Annotated in this window: 13 protein-coding genes; 5 read left to right on the top strand and 8 right to left on the bottom strand. The window is 52.0% G+C overall.

All coding sequences use genetic code 11. From position 1 onward, the window contains the following. Positions 1-103 precede the first annotated feature (103 nt). From KIH39_RS14530 to KIH39_RS14520, 3 genes are all read left to right on the top strand, one after another. The gene (locus tag KIH39_RS14530; protein ID WP_213493959.1) at positions 104-1,585 is read left to right on the top strand and encodes a zinc ribbon domain-containing protein; all 1,482 of its coding nucleotides are present in this window, start codon (positions 104-106) and stop codon (positions 1,583-1,585) included. A 198-nt stretch (positions 1,586-1,783) separates the two neighbouring features. After that, entirely contained in the window at positions 1,784-3,058 is a 1,275-nt protein-coding gene (locus KIH39_RS14525) for a Gfo/Idh/MocA family protein (RefSeq protein ID WP_213493958.1), read from the top strand. Between the two features lies 1 nt (position 3,059). Further along, positions 3,060-3,722 (top strand): hypothetical protein, encoded by a 663-nt coding sequence (locus KIH39_RS14520; RefSeq protein ID WP_213493957.1) that lies wholly within the window; start codon positions 3,060-3,062, stop codon positions 3,720-3,722. A 62-nt stretch (positions 3,723-3,784) separates the two neighbouring features. Here KIH39_RS14520 and KIH39_RS14515 read toward each other — a convergent pair whose 3' ends face one another. Beyond that, the gene (locus KIH39_RS14515) at positions 3,785-4,327 is read right to left on the bottom strand and encodes a carboxymuconolactone decarboxylase family protein (RefSeq protein WP_213493956.1); all 543 of its coding nucleotides are present in this window, start codon (positions 4,325-4,327) and stop codon (positions 3,785-3,787) included. Positions 4,328-4,444: 117 nt separating this feature from the next. Further along, positions 4,445-5,020, bottom strand: coding sequence for a TetR/AcrR family transcriptional regulator (locus KIH39_RS14510; protein ID WP_213493955.1), 576 nt, complete (start codon positions 5,018-5,020; stop codon positions 4,445-4,447). Positions 5,021-5,177: 157 nt separating this feature from the next. Here KIH39_RS14510 and KIH39_RS14505 point away from each other — a divergent pair, with 157 nt between their 5' ends. Further along, a complete protein-coding gene (locus KIH39_RS14505) occupies positions 5,178-6,875 on the top strand; it encodes an amidohydrolase (RefSeq protein ID WP_213493954.1) in 1,698 nt (565 codons plus the stop codon). 84 nt (positions 6,876-6,959) lie between these two features. Here KIH39_RS14505 and KIH39_RS14500 read toward each other — a convergent pair whose 3' ends face one another. Then, complete coding sequence (locus KIH39_RS14500; protein ID WP_213493953.1) at positions 6,960-8,726, bottom strand: cation:proton antiporter; 1,767 nt, start codon at positions 8,724-8,726, stop codon at positions 6,960-6,962. Positions 8,727-9,008: 282 nt separating this feature from the next. Between KIH39_RS14500 and KIH39_RS14495 the strand changes: the two genes are divergently transcribed. Further along, a complete protein-coding gene (locus KIH39_RS14495) occupies positions 9,009-9,839 on the top strand; it encodes a DUF4214 domain-containing protein (protein WP_213493952.1) in 831 nt (276 codons plus the stop codon). A 64-nt stretch (positions 9,840-9,903) separates the two neighbouring features. Here KIH39_RS14495 and ilvE read toward each other — a convergent pair whose 3' ends face one another. The 5 genes from ilvE to KIH39_RS14470 all read right to left on the bottom strand — a co-directional run bounded on the left by ilvE (position 9,904) and on the right by KIH39_RS14470 (position 18,238). After that, positions 9,904-10,758 (bottom strand): branched-chain-amino-acid transaminase, encoded by an 855-nt coding sequence (gene ilvE / locus KIH39_RS14490; protein WP_213493951.1) that lies wholly within the window; start codon positions 10,756-10,758, stop codon positions 9,904-9,906. Next, complete coding sequence (locus tag KIH39_RS14485; RefSeq protein ID WP_213493950.1) at positions 10,721-11,488, bottom strand: ABC transporter ATP-binding protein; 768 nt, start codon at positions 11,486-11,488, stop codon at positions 10,721-10,723. The genes ilvE and KIH39_RS14485 overlap by 38 nt, the downstream gene beginning before the upstream one ends. A 60-nt stretch (positions 11,489-11,548) precedes the next feature. After that, entirely contained in the window at positions 11,549-12,988 is a 1,440-nt protein-coding gene (locus KIH39_RS14480; RefSeq protein WP_213493949.1) for an ABC transporter permease, read from the bottom strand. 96 nt (positions 12,989-13,084) lie between these two features. Further along, positions 13,085-14,575: a lysine--tRNA ligase gene (gene lysS / locus KIH39_RS14475; RefSeq protein ID WP_213493948.1), complete on the bottom strand. Its 1,491-nt coding sequence runs from the start codon at positions 14,573-14,575 to the stop codon at positions 13,085-13,087. A gap of 309 nt (positions 14,576-14,884) precedes the next feature. Next, complete coding sequence (locus KIH39_RS14470) at positions 14,885-18,238, bottom strand: sigma-70 family RNA polymerase sigma factor (RefSeq protein WP_213493947.1); 3,354 nt, start codon at positions 18,236-18,238, stop codon at positions 14,885-14,887. Positions 18,239-18,337: the final 99 nt, after the last annotated feature.

Raw genomic sequence — 18,337 nt, 5'->3', positions numbered from 1 at the left:
AAAATGACGGGTTTTAATTGTTTTCGTACCCTACTTTAAGCATAATTACTACGATTTTGCATTACCGCTGACTCGCACCCAAGTTTAATTGGAATCCCTATTTATGGCGATTACACTCAATTGCCCCAAATGCAGTAAACCCTTTCGCGTGCGCGATGATGTCATCGGTATGCGGGTGAAATGTCCGAATTGTTCGGCCATCTTGCAGGTACCGGCGGCTTTGTCGCCGGCATCGCTTTTACTCAGCGATTTACCCCCGGAACCGATGTCCGAGGAACCGCCGCATCAACCCTCGCTGCTCAACGCCCCTACCGGCCGGCCTATGATTCCTGGAAACCGGCCGAATCTCACCGGTGCCCCAAAATTGACCTCTCCGGAAGAGGATGTCCGCACAACCTTCGATAGCCACACGAACGAACCGCCCCGACACCAGACCATGCCACAGATGGGACAGGTCGCTTTGCCTTCCCAGCAACCGGGCGGAACCCGTCAGTATCTGCCGGTCAACGCCCCTCCGTCGAATACGAACGTGAGCTATGGTGGGGATCGAAATACGTCGCACGCCTGGTCGCGTGTTCGCGCGGGCCTGGGCTATGTGAAGTTCGGTATGATACTGCTCCTGCTGCCGGCCATTGCCGAAATCGCCCGCATGTACGTCATGGATAGTAACCCGGAGAAGCTGGACCCGAATAAGCCCGGTTTTCTCGGCTTGGGGAATATGAATTTCTGGCAGAATGTCCGACTTCTCTATGTGGCCGGTCCGGTAGTGATCGGCTTTTTGTTTATCCTTCTGGGTCGATTACTCTGCCTTTCATCGCCCGCAAGTTCCCGGACGGCACGACTGGCCTTTGCCTCGCTTTTATGCACCCTCCTGAGCATCGGTGGCATCGCGCTGTGCAGCTATGCTTTCCTGATGCCGATGCTTGGAAAAAGCGAGCCGATGCCCGAAATCAAATGGTTAGGGGCCGGTCTCGGCCTGGTTTTCGGTCTGCTCTCCGAAGTATGGTTCAGTCTCTTCCAGGGCCAGGTCGGTTTCGTTCTCGGCTACCCGGCCGTGCAACGGCAGGTCGGTATCGCGGCCATGCTGGTCGCACTCACGGGATTCGGGATTCTGGCGGCCGATGCTTTCTACCCCTTCCTGAATGTCGATGCCAAGGAAGCTCAAGCCAAACAGCTCAAGGAAATTCTGGTCGACATATCGGATGAGGAGAAGGCCGCTCTGGAAACCCGGATGGCCGAGCAGAAGGCGGAAGACGAGAAGAAACTGGCTGAATCGAAGAAAGACGAAGCCAAAAAAGAGGAAACCAAAAAGGACGAGCCGAAAAAAGGCGATTCCGGCAAGGACGATAAGACTTTGAAGGACCGGGCCGCGGAACTGAAGGATAAAGCGAAGGTTCTCAAAGACAAGGCCGTGGTGAAAGCCTGGGAAATGGAACAGGAGGCCTCCAAGTTCCTCTCCAATCGCAAGCACCTACCCATGCTCGCACTCTATCTGTTTGGCATCGTCTTCGTACTGGCACTCGAGAGCGTTGCAAGCAGCACCCGCACCGTCATCCGCAAGTGGGCTTCTCTCAATCCCGCCTGAACCGACACTGTGCTTAAAAAATTTCCCATACCCCTATTTCGATAGGGGTTTTTTCGTTCCCAAGATTCTAGCGACGGCCAAAGTTCCAGCATTTTGAAATTGCACATTTATCTCCCCTCGCATGGCAGCTTCCGGGTTCTCCTGTAAAGTATTCTCTGTCGAAACCCTCCGTCTCTTTCCTCCTAGAGAGAATCGAAAATGCACTTCAATCGTCGGACTTTTCTGCAGGCTTCCGCGGTCGCTGTCCCCAGTGTTTATCTGCCGCAGGTGACTCGCGCTTCCGCGAACGAACGAATCAACGTCGGCTTCATCGGCATGGGCGTGCAATCGCGCGGCCACATGTATGGCTTGCTGAACGCGGAAAACGTTCAGGTGGTCGCGGTGTCGGATGTGGTCGTAGCTCGCCGGGAGGATGCCCAGAAGAAAGTAAACGCCCATTACGAGAAGAAAGCCAAAGGCACTTACAAAGGCTGCGCGGCAGTTAACGATTTCCGCGAAATCATCGACCGCAAGGACATCGATGCCGTGGTGATCTGCACGCCCGACCACTGGCATGCAATTCCCTGTATCCTCGCTGCCCGGGCCAAGAAAGATATTTATTGCGAAAAACCGCTGACGCACGACATCGCCGAAGGACGCCGTATCGTCGAAGAAGCAGCGAAAACGCAGGTGATTTTTCAAACCGGCAGCCAGCAGCGCAGCGAATTCGGTGGCCACTTCCGCAAAGCCGTGGAACTGGTTCGCAATGGCCGGATTGGCAAAGTAAAGACGATCAAAATTGGTGTCGGAGCCCCGAATAAACCCTGCGATCTCGCAACCGAGAAAATTCCCGAAGGAACCGATTGGGAATTCTGGCTCGGGCCAGCACCCGAACGAGGCTACAACAAAATCCTCTGTCCCGAAGGCATTCACAACCATTACCCGGCCTGGCGAAATTATCGCGAATTCGCGGGTGGCGGCGTAGCCGATATGGGAGCTCACCATTTCGATATCGCCCAGTGGGCGCTCGACATGGATAACTCCGGGCCGACCAAAATCCTACCCCCGGCCAACAATGCTTTGATGGGTTTGAAACTGGTCTATTCCAACGGCGTCGAAATGATTCACGAATATCAGGATAAGGCGCCCCACAAAGACTGCGTGTTCATCGGCGAAAAAGGGACCATTTACGTTTCCCGCGCCGGAATCTCCAGCGACCCGGAAGAGATTGTCAAAACGCCAATTGGGGAAAAGGAATACCACGTTTACCCGTCCAAGAGTCATATCGGGAACTGGGTGGATTGTATCCGCAGCCGCAAGCCGACGATCTGCCCGGCCGAAGTCGGCCATCGCACGGCCACCATCTGCCACTTGGTGAATATCGGCTATCAGCTGCATAAAAATCTGACCTGGGATCCGGTCGCCGAGCGATTCGACGATGCGGAGGCGAACAAATTGATCAGCCGGGAACCGCGCGCCCAGTGGAAGATTTAACGTGAACGAAGTTCTTCGCAACATCCTCGAATTCGTCCGGTACTATGGCAGTACGTTCGCACTGCTGTTGACCTGGGTGACCATTGCCTGGGTCTACTGGAATAAACGGCGGAACTGGTTGCAGAAGGAATTTGTCGAGCAAGTCAACTTCTCGTTGAACTACGTATCCGAGGGAAAGCTCGTGATGCGAACTCTCGCCGAGATGCATGCTCGAAACGTCTGGATCAACGATCTGGGCGTTCGACAGGTCATCAAGGCAGCAAGGGTCACTACGGCAAGCCAACCTTTCATCAAACTCGACGATCCCGAGGATATGGGATTCATTTATCGGGCCGTTTTGAACGTGCTCTCTGAAAAGTTTGCGGAAACCTACCTCGCCCAGCAGCTCGGTTTGCCCATTACTTCCGCCACGTATTTTTTTGCGATCACCATGGAACGTTACGACGATATTCGCACGCTGAAATTGCGGGTGTTGCTCGTGGAAGAAAGAGAATTGAAAACTTGGTTTGCGCCCCAACTGCCGGAAGGCCAAACCATCGGAATTACTGCCCCTCACTACGAAGCTCGCCTGCAGACACTTCGCGCGATGCATCTGCTGCATGAAAAAGCGGGCGAAAAAGGGGCGATTCAGCTCGGGCGAGTTGTTCTCGGTCTACGAAATTGATTTTTCAAAAGGAACTGTCCATTGTCGTGGACAGTCTCACTTCTTTACTTGCAGATAGATCCTTAAGCCTTCAGTGCTTCCGCGCGAGGGAAGTCGATTTCCGTATCGGAAATGTGGTTGAAATAGTTCGTGAAGATATTCAGGGCGACATTCCCGACAATTTCAACAATTTCCGCATCAGTCACGCCGGCCGTGCGGACGTCCTGGACATCGGCATCGGAGACATGTCCCTGCTTTTCGATGATCCGCTGACTGAAAGTGAGAATCGCGGCTGTTTTAGGATCTTGAGAGATGCCATGTCGGCTATCTAGGATCTGTTCAGTCGAAAGCCCAAGTTTTTTACCAATTGCGGAATGGGCCGATACGCAGTAGTCGCAGTCGTTTTTCTGTCCCACGGCGAGCGAGATCTGCTCCCGAACCTTAGCGGGCAGAACACCACCTCCCAGCTTGCCGCTGAACTGAAGGTAGGCCTCTAACAAAGCGGGGGAATGCCCCATCGTCTTCATCAGATTAGGGACTACGCCCAATTTGCTCTTGATCGAGGTGAACAGCTCCTGAGTGTGGCCGGTGGCGCTTTCGGGGGCCAGTGCATTGATTCGAGGCATGATCGTTTCTCCCATTTCCAGTTTTTTGAGGTTAATCATCACGCTTATGTATACAGACAGGTCAGTATAGTATTACGGGAAATCGAAAAAAAATTTGGGTGGAGCGTCGGACAGCAATTATTTATCGAGGTTAAGCAGTTTCAAGGCGGCTTCCCGAGCGACGTCTAGGACGCTCGCATTGTTCTGGATCACCGCCGTCACAATCGCCCCTTCGATTAAGAGATTTATGGCTGGGACGTTCTTCGCGGCAGAATTGCCCACAGAACCCTTTACAAGTTCTACCAGAAAATCCTGGAATCGCTTCTTGTAGCTTCGAGCAAATTCCGTTCCGGGATGACTGGGATCGGCCAATTCCACGACGGCGTTTTGAAATGCACAGCCGCGAAAGGAGTCGCTGCTGAACCATTCCTTTAGAGAGGAGAAGAGAGCCCGTAACTTGTCCTGGCCTCGTTTCTCATGCCGGGCGAGTGCCTCGGTGAAGAACTTTTGGACGGTTTCTTCGCGGTGCTGCAAACAGGCCAGAATCAAATCGTCTTTGGAAGGGAAATACTTGTAAAGGCTCATCTTAGCGACATCGGCCTCGGCCACAATCCGGTCAATACCGACGGTCCGCATCCCGTGTTCGTAGAACAACCGATCGGCCGTCTCAAGAATGCGTTCGCGGGTTTCAGAAACTTTGTCTTGTCGCACCATATAAGAACTATACAGACCTGTCTGTTAATTATCAAGTCACTCCGTCACTCCAATTCCATGCGAAATACGGATTAATTCATTCGGCTTTGAAGTTTAAGCCAAATAAAATGTCAGGAGATTTCCCGGTTTCCCTCGGTTTCCAACAGAAAATTTGAATATGAGAATTACCCAATTACATGGTCTTATTATTCTCGCAGGCTTGCTGCCGACTCTAGTTCGAGGGCAGGAAATAGCAGACAAGATTTACCATGGTGGCGACATTGTTACCGTGGATGATAAGTATCCCTCCGCTGAAGCCGTGGCGATTCGAGCGGGAAAAATTCTAGCGGTCGGCTCCAAGGCAGATCTGCTGAAATTGAAAGGCGAAACCACTCAACTGGTGGACCTTCAAGGGAAAACGCTTCTGCCCGGATTCATCGATGGTCATAGCCACTTCATAAATAGTCTGTCTGTGTCCCGGCAGGCCAATTGCTTTGCACCTCCTTCCGGACCCGGCAAATCGATCGCCGCGATCATTGCGGCTCTGAAGGCGACTCAGAAGCAGTTTCAAATTTCCAAAGGCGACTTCATCATTGGCTACGGCTACGATGGCAACGCTATCAGCGATGGTCGGGAAATGACGGCGGCCGATCTGGATGCGGCGTTCCCGGACAATCCGGTTTTCGTCCAGCATGTCTCTCTGCACGGGGCCGTCTGTAATTCGCTGGCTCTGAAAAAATTCAACGTCACCCAGGATACGAAAACGCCTCCGGGTGGTGTGATCGTCCGTAAACCGAATTCGACGGAACCGGCCGGACTGCTGATGGAAGCGGCCTGGATGCCGATATTTGAAAACCTACCGAAACCCAGTGAATCCGAACTTCTGACCCGTTTCAAGGAAGGCCAGATGATTTATGCGGCCGCAGGCATCACCACGGCCCAGGAAGGCGCCACCTTTCCGGCCGATGTGGCATTACTGCAAAAAGCGGCTAAGAAGGGAGAACTCTTTATAGATGTCGTCTCTTATCCGTTTATCACGGAAGCCAAAAAAGTTTTGGAAAAGAATCCTCCCGAGACCTTCGGCAAATACCAACACCATTTAAAGTTGGGCGGCATCAAAATCACGACAGATGGCTCCCCACAGGGCCGGACAGCCTTCTTTACGACACCTTACCTGACCGGTGGCCCGAACGGCGAGAAGGAATGGAAGGGAGAACCGCTGTTTCCGAAGGCGATATTCGACGAAATGGTCCGCTTCGTTTACGAAAAGAATCTGCAACTGATCATCCACTGTAATGGCGATGCGGCGATTGACTGGTTTCTGGAAGCTCATGAAAAATCGGCCAAGGATCGTTTCGCCGATCTCCGCAGTGTCGTCATTCACTCGCAGTTTGTTCGCAAGGATCAGATTCAGAAATATGTCGATTACAAAATTGTTCCTTCTTTTTTCACAGAACATTGCTTCTATTTTGGGGAAACCCATTTGAAAAATCGCGGCCAGGAGCAGACCTTCTTCCTCAGCCCGCTCAAGACGGCTCAGAAATTGGGAATCCATTGTGCCAATCACACCGACTTCAACGTCTCGCCGATCGATCAACTGTTCGTGGTCTGGTCGGCCGTGAATCGGCTTTCCCGGGAAGGCACGATCATTGGTCCCGACGAACGGGTCTCGCCTCTGCAGGCGCTCAAGACAATTACCATCGACGGCGCCTACATGTATAAGGAAGAGAAAATCAAAGGCTCCCTGGAAGTGGGGAAGCTGGCCGATCTGGTGATCCTCGACAAGAATCCATTGAAGGTGGATCCGAAGGCTATCAAAGACATCAAGGTCTTGGAGACGATCAAGGAGGGAAAGACGATTTATTCGAAGAATTGATTAGCCGGGAGGGCCCCGATTCTCGAAGATTTTGAAGGGTTTACAACTTATGCCGGTCGGGCGCCAAGTAGATTCGACTCTTTTCTATTTACCGGCTGCGAAATCCTTCTTCTCGACTGGAATCTCCGAAGGGCTTTCGCCGATCAACTCAGTTCGCACGCGATTTCTTTCCCGATCGATGTACTCGGGCCCGACGCCTAAATCCCTCAACACGGATTCAGTCATGGCCAGGGCGACTTCCCCTTCTCCGGCATAAACTTCATCGGCGCCCGCTTTCAGTAATCCCGGCCGTTCGCGCAAATAAGCCGATCGTGCTAAAACGCGAATTTCCGGATTCAACTGACGGGCCAGTCTAACCACTTCTTCCGCACCCGTGAGACCGGAGGAACTCAGGATGATGTTCGCGGCGCGGTCCACTCCCGCTTCCTTCAGTGTCTGAATATGGTTCGCATCGCCATAGACCGCTTGTATACCGGCGTTGCGAAGCTTCTGGACCGTTTCGAGATTCATTTCGATAACTGTCGCGACGATGCCGTTATCCTTCAAAAGATCCACGAGCGTTCGGCCGACAGGTCCATAACCCACCACCACGGCGCGATATCGGGCATCGACCTCTTCCTCCTGCGGCGGATTGTTGCCCTCCGGTTTTCGAGCTTTCGAAGTGAGGAATTTCCAAACCTTTGGCTTCCGCGCCGCCCATTTTTCGGCGGGTGTAACCAATCGATAGAGCAGGGGATTCAATGCAATGGAAACAATCGAAGCAGCCACCAGAGCGTTATTTGCTCCCGGCGGTAGAACCTTTAAAGACGTGCCCAACGAGGCAAGAATGAACGAGAATTCGCCAATCTGAGCGAGTGCCACGGCCACTGCAAAAGCCACCCGCACCGGATATCCGAGTAGCAGTACGATAGTGATGGCGGCGAGCGGTTTGCCCAGAAGCACTACGGCCAGTGTCAGCAGCAAGATCCCCGGCGCTTGCAGCAAGTAGCCCGGATCGAAGAGCATGCCGACGGAGACGAAGAACAGCACTGCAAAGGCGTCCCGCATCGGGAGAGCATCCGTAGCGGCCCGCAATGAGAAATCGGATCTCCCGACGATGGTTCCCGCCAGAAAGGCACCCAGGGCCATCGAGACGCCGAAGAGAAGTGATGAACCGACTGCAATTCCCAAGGCTATTACCAGCACAGTGAGCGTGAAAAGTTCGCGGGAACCGGTATCCGTCACCTTCTTCAAAATCCAGGGAATGACTTGGCCACCGATGGGTACACCCAGAACGACTAGTCCCAAAATTTTTAAAACCGCGAACAGAATGGACCAGCCTAATCCTCCCGAATGGCTGACCAAAGGCGGCAGAAGTACCAGGACCAGCACGGTAAACAGGTCTTCCACGACCAACCAACCGACGGCGATGTGACCCACCGGGGTATGCAATTCATTGAAATCGGAGAGGACTCGCGTCAACACGACTGTGCTGGCCACCGAGAGAGCCAACCCGAACACCAGGCCCCCTGACCAACCCCATCCCAATCCGAGAGCCACGATCGTACCCAATGCCGTGGCCAATAAACTTTGAAAGATTGCCCCGGGTAACGCGATCCGTCGCACGGCCAGCAACTCTTCGATGCGAAAGTGCAGACCAACGCCGAACATCAATAGGATCACACCGATTTCAGCCAGTTGTTCCGCCAGAGCCCGATCGGCGACGAAACCCGGCGTATTCGGGCCGACTACCACACCGGCCACCAGATAGCCGACAATGGGCGAAAGTCCAATCCGGTGAGAAATATATCCGAGGATGACGGCCGCGGTCAGGCCGTAGGTGAGCGTGAGGATGAGTTCGATATCATGCATTTATTTAAATTAGGGATCGTTTGGGGGATTAGTGTCCGGAGATTTCTAAACTCTTCCAGTCTTCAAATAGGTGGGAGGAGTTTCAAGATTATTTAATAACCTGCAAATTGCGGAAATGATAAGCGGAAATTTATCCTGGTCGCGTTTTTTAGTTGCCCAGCTTGGTCAATCTAACCGCTTTACTTCTCATCCTTTACGACTCGTGTTGTCTCATTTTTTCCCCTCTAGTAGAATCGCAACTCGAAACGGATTTTCACCGGAAAAAGAGAGAGAAACAACACTATGTTCAATTTCCTGCGATCCTGGATGAGTCGCATGCCGGCCTGCCGCACGATGCGAACTCCTGCTCTGAATTTGAATGTGCAGTCGCTCGAAGACCGGAGTGTCCCGGCAGGCGTCTCCACCGCCAATCTGATGAACCCATTATTCCCATCCGGAGTTCCTACCAATTTTGTGGCGATGTTTTCGCCGCAACCCAGTGCGGATATGAACAGTTCACTCATTAAAGGGTATTACAATACGATCCTCGGTCGCGCACCTTCGCCGACAGAATTGCTGACCTGGTACAATTCGCTGAATAACGGTCTTACTCCCTCTCAACTCGCAACTGGGTTGCTCAATTCCACGGAAGCTCGAACAAAAGAAGTCGTTCGCTTCTATCAGGATATCCTGGGGCGAACGCCCGCGGCTGCGGAGGTAACGGGTTGGGTGGCCGATCTGCAGAATGGGGCCAGTGAAACGTCGGTCTTCGAAGCGTTTCTGGATTCCGCCGAATTCTCGGGTATTCGCGATAACAGCGACTTCGTTACGGCCCTTTATCAGGTCGTACTGAACCGTCAGCCTGATCCGGCGAGCGCCGCCAATTGGATCGCGGCTCTGAACGCGGGCACATTAAGCCGTGCACAACTGGTTGTGGGAATTGTCAATTCGAATGAAGCGGTTTTGGATACCATCAATCTGGATTATTCGGCGATTCTGGAGCGGGCTCCCGCAGCGGCGGACACTATATCACTGTTGCCGCAACTCCAGAGCGGCAGCCTGACCTATAGCGGTTTAATGGCTTCGCTGCTGGCTTCCCAGGAATATTCCCAGGATGCGCTGGCGAATCGCTAAAAGCATTTTGGCAAGGAGTAGATGCCGGGCGAAAGGTTCCCGGCATCGCGGCTGGCTCGGAAGATTACGAGCGAACGAACTTGGTGAAATAATCGCGCAGTTTGCGAGTGATCGGCCCCTGTTTGCCCGAACCGATAATCCGACCATCGACCTTGGTTACGGCGATGATTTCCGCGGCCGAACCCGTCAGGAAGCACTCATCAGCCGTATACACATCATGTTTGGTCAGCGTGCATTCGCTTACCGGGATATGGGCATCCTTTGCTAAATCAATCACTGTGTTGCGAGTAATTCCTTCCAGGATACCAGCATCTACCGTCGGTGTTCTCAGAACGCCGTTCTTGATGAGGAAGATGTTGTCGCCGGTGCATTCCGCCACTTCCCCCTTGTGATTCAGCATGATCGCTTCGAGACAGCCGGCCCGAATCGCTTCAATCTTGGCCAGGATGTTGTTCAGATAGTTCAATGATTTGACGCGCGGATTCACGGCGTTCGAAAGATTCCGTGTGGTGGAAGCCGTGATGATTTCCAGGCCGTTTTCGTACAGTTCGGCGGGATAGAGACTGATATCGTCGACGATAATGATGATGTTCGGTTCACACTTGCGCGGGTCGAGTCCCAGATTGCCGACGCCGCGAGTGACAATGAGGCGGATGTAGCCATCGACCTTCTGATTGACTTTTACGGTCTCTTCCACATCGGCCAGCATGCCATCGGGAGGAATGGGAATTTCGAGGTGGATCGACTTGGCCGATTCGTAGAGACGGGCGATGTGCTCCTTGTTTTTGAAAACTTTCCCGTTGTAGATGCGGATGCCTTCGAAAACGCCATCGCCGTAGAGCAAACCGTGATCGTAGACGCTGATTTTCGCGTCGGCTTTGTCATACAGCTTGCCGTTGATATAGACTCGGTTGCTCATCGCTAGTTCCCTGGAATTTCAAGGATCGGTCGGTCAATTTAGGGGTATCGCTTACGATATGGCCCCCCGCCATTTTCACAACCCGATCTGTTTTGGATACTAATTCCAGATTATGCGTGACCATGAGAATAGTCACGCCCTGTTCGCGATTGATGCTCTTTAAAAGCTCGATAATCTGATTGCCGGTGTCTTCGTCCAGATTCCCGGTTGGTTCGTCGGCAAACAGGACTTGGGGATCCGAGACGAGTGCCCGGGCGATGGCCGTGCGCTGCATCTCGCCGCCGGAAAGCTCGCGCGGCCGGTGCTTCTTGCGGCTGGACAAGCCCACCCGGTCGATGATCGCTTCGGCTTTCCTGCGAGCGTCTTTCCGCCGTCCGAGCCAGTTGAAGATACTGCCTTTGATTAATGCGGGCATCATGACGTTTTCGAGCATCGTCAGTTCCGGCAGCAGATGGTAGAACTGGAATATGAAACCGAAAGTGTTGTTGCGTAAGAGATCTCGCTCGCGCGAGTTCAAATCGTCAATGCGCTTGCGGTTCAGTTCGATCGTTCCCGCATCGGGCTTATCTAAGGTTCCTAATAGATGCAGTAGCGTACTCTTGCCGGAGCCGGAGGCCCCAACAATGCTGAGAAATTCATTGTCGGCGACCTCCAGGGAAAGATCGGTCAGAACCTTCACGGTGTCGGCATGCCGGTGGTAGGTTTTGCAGAGGCCTGTTGCTTTTAGCATCGAAATTCCATTTCTTCGAACCACGGGACGTCCGTCGACATCTTGGACCCGAAACCACTCTTACTCGAATCGCAGCGCCTTCACCGGATTCAACCAGGCGGCACGCAATGCCGGCAGAATACTGAAGAACACGGCGATGGCGATCGCCCCGATGTCGATCAACCCGACATTCGTCATCTGAATATTCGTAGGGATCTCATCGAAATAGTAGACGCTGCGCGGGAAAATTTCGCGATGCGTAATCTCGCTGATTTTATGCTCGATCACATTGATGTTTCGGGTGATCAGCACGCCGAGAGTACTTCCCAGCACGCTGCCCACTAAACCGAGTAAGAACCCATAGCTGAGGAAGATACACATGATGCCCCGGTTCGAAGCCCCCAGAGATTTCATGATGCCGATGTCGCGGGTCTTCTCGACGACGATCATGGAGAAGATCGCCAGAATACCGAACCCGGCCACCCCGACGATCATAAACAGCAGGATGTTGAGAATGCCACGCTCCACATCGATCGCCGAAAGCAATGCCGATTGTTTGTCTTCCCAGCGGTTGATGAAATAGCCGGCACTCTTCGGGAACAATCTTTCGAGTTCTGCCACCACATGCGAGGCGTGTTCGTAATTCTTCAACTTGATTTGAATGGTGCTTGCCGAGCCATCCATTCCCCGCAGTCGGGCCAGGTAGTCGATATCCACGAACACGAAATTGGAATCCTGATCGCCCAGTTCCGTCTTCATATAGTCGCAGACAATGAAACTGGAATAGACCGGCTCCGGATTCTCTTTACCCACACCCATGGTCATGATTTGCATCACATCGCCGGGATGGATGACAAAATTTTCCTGAAGGATGCCGGTGTCCGGATCGGTGTCCCGATAGCTGGCCATCGCATAACCGACAATGATGCCGGGCAGCGAACGGTCTAATTCCGGCGGCGGCATCACCGGCGGCAACGGTGGATCGCCATTAGCCTGTGGGGCGCCCAGTGGCGGTTTTTGCAAATCCGGCAGCTTGTGAGCCGGCGGATAGAGGAAGTCGTAGCGTTTTTTGGCTTCTTCAGTAAGTTCGAAACTGGGATCGATTCGCCGTTCCGGCTGCACCAGATATTGCCCGAATCCTCCCACGGCCGAAAGCTGTTTAGGATTGCAGCCGATGATGTGGACCGGTCGAAGTCCGTTCTCGCCATTGGGATAGCGAAACTGCACCATGGCGACGGTTTCGATGGTGGGTGCCATCGCTTCGATTTCGGGGCCGATCGGCGATTCCTGAATCTTCTTCAGCATTCGCTCGACCGACATGGGAAAGCCCTGGACATTGGGCGATTCGATGACCACATCGGAAATCATTTTGTGAAGGCGATCGCGTAGCTTCGTGCTGAAGCCGCTCATGACCGAATTGACGACGATCAGGGTGGCGACGCCGAGCATCACGCTGACGATGCAAACCAGCGCCAGAAAGCGAGTTCGTAGATACCGGCAACAGAGAATGAACTTGTACATAGCAGGCAGCGGTTGGCGATCAGCCGTTTAGCTATATTGCCTATCCGCCCGACTCCATTCGGGTAAGTGCATCGACCTATGCTGTCCGCGGACTGCCTACACCTCAGGGCGCAGCAGTGGGAAGAGGATAATATCGCGTATACTGGGGGTATTGGTCAATAGCATCACGAGTCGGTCGATTCCAATGCCCAGGCCGCCCGCTGGCGGCATGCCATGTCGCAGCGCCCGGACGAAATCATCGTCCATCTTGGCCATGCTGTCCTCTTCCGACATCCCCACCAGTTGCTTCTTGAAAGTCTCTTCCTGTGTGATCGGATCGTTCAATTCGGTATAGGCGTTGGCCAGTTCCATGCCGTGAACGTAGAGTTCGAAACGCTCGGCCAATTTCGGATTGCCGAACTTACGTTTGGTCAGCGGGCACAAGGCCGCCGGGTAGTCGTAAACGAATACCGGGCCAACAAGAGCGTCTTCTACGCACTTCTCAAATAATTCCTGCACGAGCACGTCGTGTTCTTTATTGCCGATTTCCAGCTTGTTCTTGCGAGCCGCTTCCAGCACGGCCACCGGATCTTCGAGCGAACAGCCGACATGCTCGGAAAACAATTCAGAATAGCTGGCCCGCTTCCAGGGCGGCGTGAAATCGACCTGCTTATCGCCCCAAGGCCGAACGCGTCCGCCGCCGATGGCATCGACGCAGGCGACGATAATCCCCTCGGTCAGATCCATCATTCCCCGATAGTCGCTGTACGCCTCGTACAGTTCCATCATGGTGAATTCCGGATTGTGCTTGTGGCTGATCCCCTCGTTGCGGAACACCCGGCCAATTTCGTAGACCTTCTCGATACCCCCAACCAGGAGCCGTTTCAGGTGCAGTTCCAGAGCAATGCGGAGGAATAGCGGAATATCCAGAGCATTATGATGCGTCGTAAAGGGTCGGGCGGCCGCACCCCCGGCGATACTGTGCAAAGTCGGCGTTTCGACTTCGTTGAAGCCGATGTTGTTGAGGTAATCGCGAATAGTGCGAAGGATCAAAATCCTCTGCTTGGCCCGCTGCAAAGTTTCCGGCGTGTAAACCAGATCGAGATAGCGGTGCCGCAGCCGATATTCCATATCGGACATGCCATAGTAATTCGTCGGATGCGGTTCGAGCGACTTGGATAGTATCGTCAGACTCTTATCCCCGTTGGCCCGGATGGTCAGTTCCCCGGTCTTGGTTCGGCCGAACTGGCCTTCGACGCCGATGAGATCGCCTCGGTCCAGGAGATTGGCCAGTTGCCAGCCGAGGTCGCCGATCTGCTTCTGGCCGAGCATGACCTGGATTTTGCCGGTCTGATCCCAGAGCTCCAGGAAGTGGACCTTGCCCATCCCTCGACGGCCGACGATACGCCCCGCCGCACGAACCACAGGAAGATCGGGTTCGTCGAAGGAGCCTGCTTTCAGTTCGCGAATTTTCTCGATGGCGACATGTCCGTCGAATCGGCCACCCCAGGGATCGATCCCGAGTGCCTCGATTTTCTTGAGCTTTTCCAAGCGGAAGGAAGCGAGATCGGCATCGGGGGCGGGATTGGGGTTCGTCGGGTCAGACACGTTGGCCACTCAGGATCAGAGGAAACTCGGATTTCTGGGGGAAATATTCGACCGGTGTGGCTGCGAGTGGTACCCGAGCCCGCCAGGAATTCCCCAGTCCGTGAACTTAGGTTTAGACACAGAATTCTAGCCAGCTTATCCATCCTGTCAATTCCGAGTCTTGTGGGGAGGGAGATTCAAGTACGGCGGGAGGTTCAAGTGAGGGGAGATCGAACTGTGTGGTTTTGCGAGGAGGGCGAAGGTTGGCGGAGGTTGGCGGAGTGGAACGCACTTGTTACAATCGGATACGCTTTAAACGGCAATCGAAACTCAATCCATCTTCCAATTCGGTAGAACTTTCCGTGCTTCAGGAGTTCCAATGGACTCGAGAATTGTTTGCGCCCGAAGTACACGAAGATTTTCGGGAGAATAATGCCTTTCCGCTTCGAGAATTGCTCTCAACCGTTGCCGGACCTCCGCGGAGGTATGTTTCACTTCTTTTTCGAGTAGGGGAGCCCAGACTGCGCTATTCATCGCAAGTTCCTTTGATGCTCTTTCCCGCACTCGGAAGCTGTTATCACTCAAATCGTGGATTAAATCCAAAACTCGATTTTTCTCGTTCGATTTGATCGCGGACTCTTCCGACTTCAGTAAATCGATCGTTGATCGGGGATTGTGGATCATCTTTCGCATGACTTCGAAAACGACTTTCCCGTCCGTCGAGGCCAGAGCCTCCCAATCTTTTTTCGGATCTACTGCGGTAGTGGTCTTGGGAAACACTTCCCAGAGAAAGCCTGGGGCTTCCTGGCTGAAGGAGAGCAAAAGCCGGCCATCGGGGGAAAATTCTGAGTGATAGACGTGGGTAGTATGCCCGTGGTAGGTGTGCAATAATTCGCCGGAAGATATCTCCCAGAGATGGATATCTCCATATGCGTTGGTGCTTAGTAAGAAGTGATTGTCGGGGGAGAACGCTAAATCGTTTGTGCTGTAGGGGAGGACTGAACTAAAGGAAAAAGTAAAAAAGGGTCTCCAGTCCCGGAAATTATCCAATTTTTTCCCTGCACTCTTACCTACTTCCCATTTTCTATGCAGGTTCCCGCTTTGAGAATCTCGAATCTGAATACGAAATAGGTAACCACTGCCTTCGTTGGTTGTGGTGTACTCATTTTCACTGATTGCAACAATTTGACCATCGGAAGAGATTCCAGTTCCGTTAACTCCTCCGGTATTCCATTTATTCAGTAGTTTTTGTTGGTCAACACCCCAAACATCAATGACATCTTCGGAATGCAAGCCCGATACGGGTTCGTCCATTTTTGATTGACACACAAATAATCTTTTGCCATCGGGAGATAATAAAAGTTTCTGCACGAGGCCAAATTGAGCATTTCCAAGCTGGAATATTTGCCGATTTTTTACCAAATCCCAAACGTATACATGCGAATTGGAGCCGTTTTTATCCAACAAAGCAAGGCGTGATCCATCACAAGAAAATGCATGATATTGAAAATCAGCTAGATCCGGAATTTTGAGAGATTTGCTACTGAGGGAGTCTTTGATATTTAACGAATTATTTTCATAATCCGGTTCGAGTTTATAGCGATCATTTTGAGACCAATTGTAGAGCCGAAATCTTGGGTCTAAAGATTTCTGTTTGCCAAATTGAATTTTCTTTCCAGATTCCCAGTCGATTTTTTCGCGGTAATCCCCGTAAAAGATTATTTCGTTGCCAGAGTTTGAAAACTTCCCCCCATAGAAATTGTCCGAGGAAAGGGGATGTAAGTTCTTATTTTTCAAGTCCAGGATCTTAATGGTATCGCTAGTGGAACAATAATAAAGGTACTTTCCATCGGGAGAGAATGCCATGGTAACTGCGCGCCCATCCGCATTTATTTTTTCGATTTCTTTCATGGAAGCGATATCGACAAACGTAAACGCATCGAGCCGTTGGGAAGTTAATGCAAGAGTTTTTCCATCCGGCGATAGCGAGAACGTATCGTAACCCTGATCGAGTTTAAGATCCGTGGACCAGGTTTTTAATTTCAGATCGAAAATTGCCAGACGTGTCTTGTATTCTCTCGCCTCGTCTTTAAAGATTGCCAACAACTTCTTCTCTTTCGGTAAAAAGAAAGATTTTGAGATATCTGTAATCTCTTTCAAGCAATCATCGAGCTCTAGGTTTCCTTTAGAATCGCTAAAGAGATAAGTGGGTTTCGCATTGTTGTCGTGTAGGTCCAATCTTTTTTTTAAGAAGAAGACTTCGCCGTCGTCCGAAATGGAGACGTTTATGCTACGACTTTGGACCAGTGAGGGTACTTGCGGATTTTGGACGAATGGATGCTGTCCCTTTCGGATGATTTGGCCCGAATCAGTACTACGAATCTCAAATTTTCCATTATCCCAAATAAGGACGGCCACCTCCTTGCTCCTGGCGAACTGCGATGCTATAAGATACTTCTCTTCATTATCTTCGTCTCTCAAGCGTACAGAATAAATCTCTTTGCCTTTGATCGCGTCCCAGCATCGAAAAGCGATATTATCAATTAAAAAAATCTTCTTGGATTCAGAATCGAACTTTGCAATCCGATTCCAGGAAAGATAAGTATCAATTTGTGGGATCTTTAAATGAACTTTCCCTGTCTGAGCATTCCAGATTATTAAGCCAGCATTCGAAGCGAGCCACTTGCCATCCGGTGAAACCGCGAGATCCCAACTGGGTTCGCTCATTCGAAATCTCGAACTTCCTATCCGTTTCAGTACTCCTTCCGGCAGTTTGTCCTCCATCGAATTCGCGTCACCCCCAAAATTTTTCCCGTCATTTTTCTTCTCGGATACTGGATCTGATATTTTCAACTTCGGATTTCCGAGATAACTCGCGTGAAAATGTATAGCTCCATAAGCCATACCCGCTGTGACTAGCAATAGGGTCGATGCCAATAGAACCATTTTTTTAAGGGCCAGGACCGTGGCCCCAGCGGCGAATTCAAGAACTGTTAGCGACACTCTACAAGTGAGAATTTGCGATGCTGCCGCGGAAACTTCACTGGGAACGATTGCAATTGGCAAAGAGGCCCAAGCGATTCCGCGACGTTGCAGCCTTGTTCTTAATCTCTCCTTGGCTCGAGTCAAATAGGAACGCACCGATCCAGTCGGGATACCCAATTCGGCCCCGACCATGTTCGTCGATTTACCTTCCAGTTCGCAGAGCACGAAAATCGACCTTAAGGAATCGGGTAATCGATTGATTTCCCGATCGATTAATTCCTGGATTTCTGAAGAAATGGCTTTTTTGCTGGAGTCTGGAACCGAACTCGGCGAGTAAGTGGCTGCGGCGAGTTCGCTCCGGTATCTTCGCGACCGACTGCGGCGGGCATTTAAAGCGGTACGCCAGGCGGTCCTGTGCAGCCACGCTGCCAGAGAAGTATCCGTTCGAATCGTGCAAGCTCGCCTGGCTAAAATTAAAAAAGTGGCCTGAAAAGCATCCTCGGCATCCGCGGTGTTACTCAATATTCTTTGGCAGACACCCCAGACCAGGGCACTGTGCCGCCAGAATAATAGTTCGAATGCTAAAGCTTGTCGATTTCGGACGAACCGGCCCAGCAATTGAGAATCGCTGAGATTCGACGATTCACTTTTGAGGCTTGATTGGTAGCTCGATAGTATTTTGGCGAAAGAAGTCGTCATTCGAGTATCCTACTCCCTCGGTTTTACACTGAGATAGTAGACACCGGTCTTGTCCGAAATGCTGCATCAATTTTCTAACCGTGAAAAAATTTTGAATTC

It is taken from the genome of Telmatocola sphagniphila (genome assembly GCF_018398935.1).
In the GTDB taxonomy this organism is placed as follows: Bacteria; Planctomycetota; Planctomycetia; order Gemmatales; family Gemmataceae; genus Telmatocola; species Telmatocola sphagniphila.
This window is presented reverse-complemented; position numbering and strand designations above follow the sequence as displayed.

What these genes read in the sequence shown, in the direction of transcription:
- KIH39_RS14485 (WP_213493950.1), bottom strand. Translation starts at nt 11,488, where the DNA reads ATGCTAAAAGCAACAGGCCTCTGCAAAACCTACCACCGGCATGCCGAC.
- KIH39_RS14470 (WP_213493947.1), bottom strand. Translation starts at nt 18,238, where the DNA reads ATGACGACTTCTTTCGCCAAAATACTATCGAGCTACCAATCAAGCCTC.
- KIH39_RS14505 (WP_213493954.1), top strand. Translation starts at nt 5,178, where the DNA reads ATGAGAATTACCCAATTACATGGTCTTATTATTCTCGCAGGCTTGCTG.
- KIH39_RS14515 (WP_213493956.1), bottom strand. Translation starts at nt 4,327, where the DNA reads ATGCCTCGAATCAATGCACTGGCCCCCGAAAGCGCCACCGGCCACACT.
- KIH39_RS14500 (WP_213493953.1), bottom strand. Translation starts at nt 8,726, where the DNA reads ATGCATGATATCGAACTCATCCTCACGCTCACCTACGGCCTGACCGCG.
- ilvE (WP_213493951.1), bottom strand. Translation starts at nt 10,758, where the DNA reads ATGAGCAACCGAGTCTATATCAACGGCAAGCTGTATGACAAAGCCGAC.
- KIH39_RS14530 (WP_213493959.1), top strand. Translation starts at nt 104, where the DNA reads ATGGCGATTACACTCAATTGCCCCAAATGCAGTAAACCCTTTCGCGTG.
- KIH39_RS14510 (WP_213493955.1), bottom strand. Translation starts at nt 5,020, where the DNA reads ATGGTGCGACAAGACAAAGTTTCTGAAACCCGCGAACGCATTCTTGAG.
- KIH39_RS14480 (WP_213493949.1), bottom strand. Translation starts at nt 12,988, where the DNA reads ATGTACAAGTTCATTCTCTGTTGCCGGTATCTACGAACTCGCTTTCTG.
- KIH39_RS14525 (WP_213493958.1), top strand. Translation starts at nt 1,784, where the DNA reads ATGCACTTCAATCGTCGGACTTTTCTGCAGGCTTCCGCGGTCGCTGTC.
- KIH39_RS14495 (WP_213493952.1), top strand. Translation starts at nt 9,009, where the DNA reads ATGTTCAATTTCCTGCGATCCTGGATGAGTCGCATGCCGGCCTGCCGC.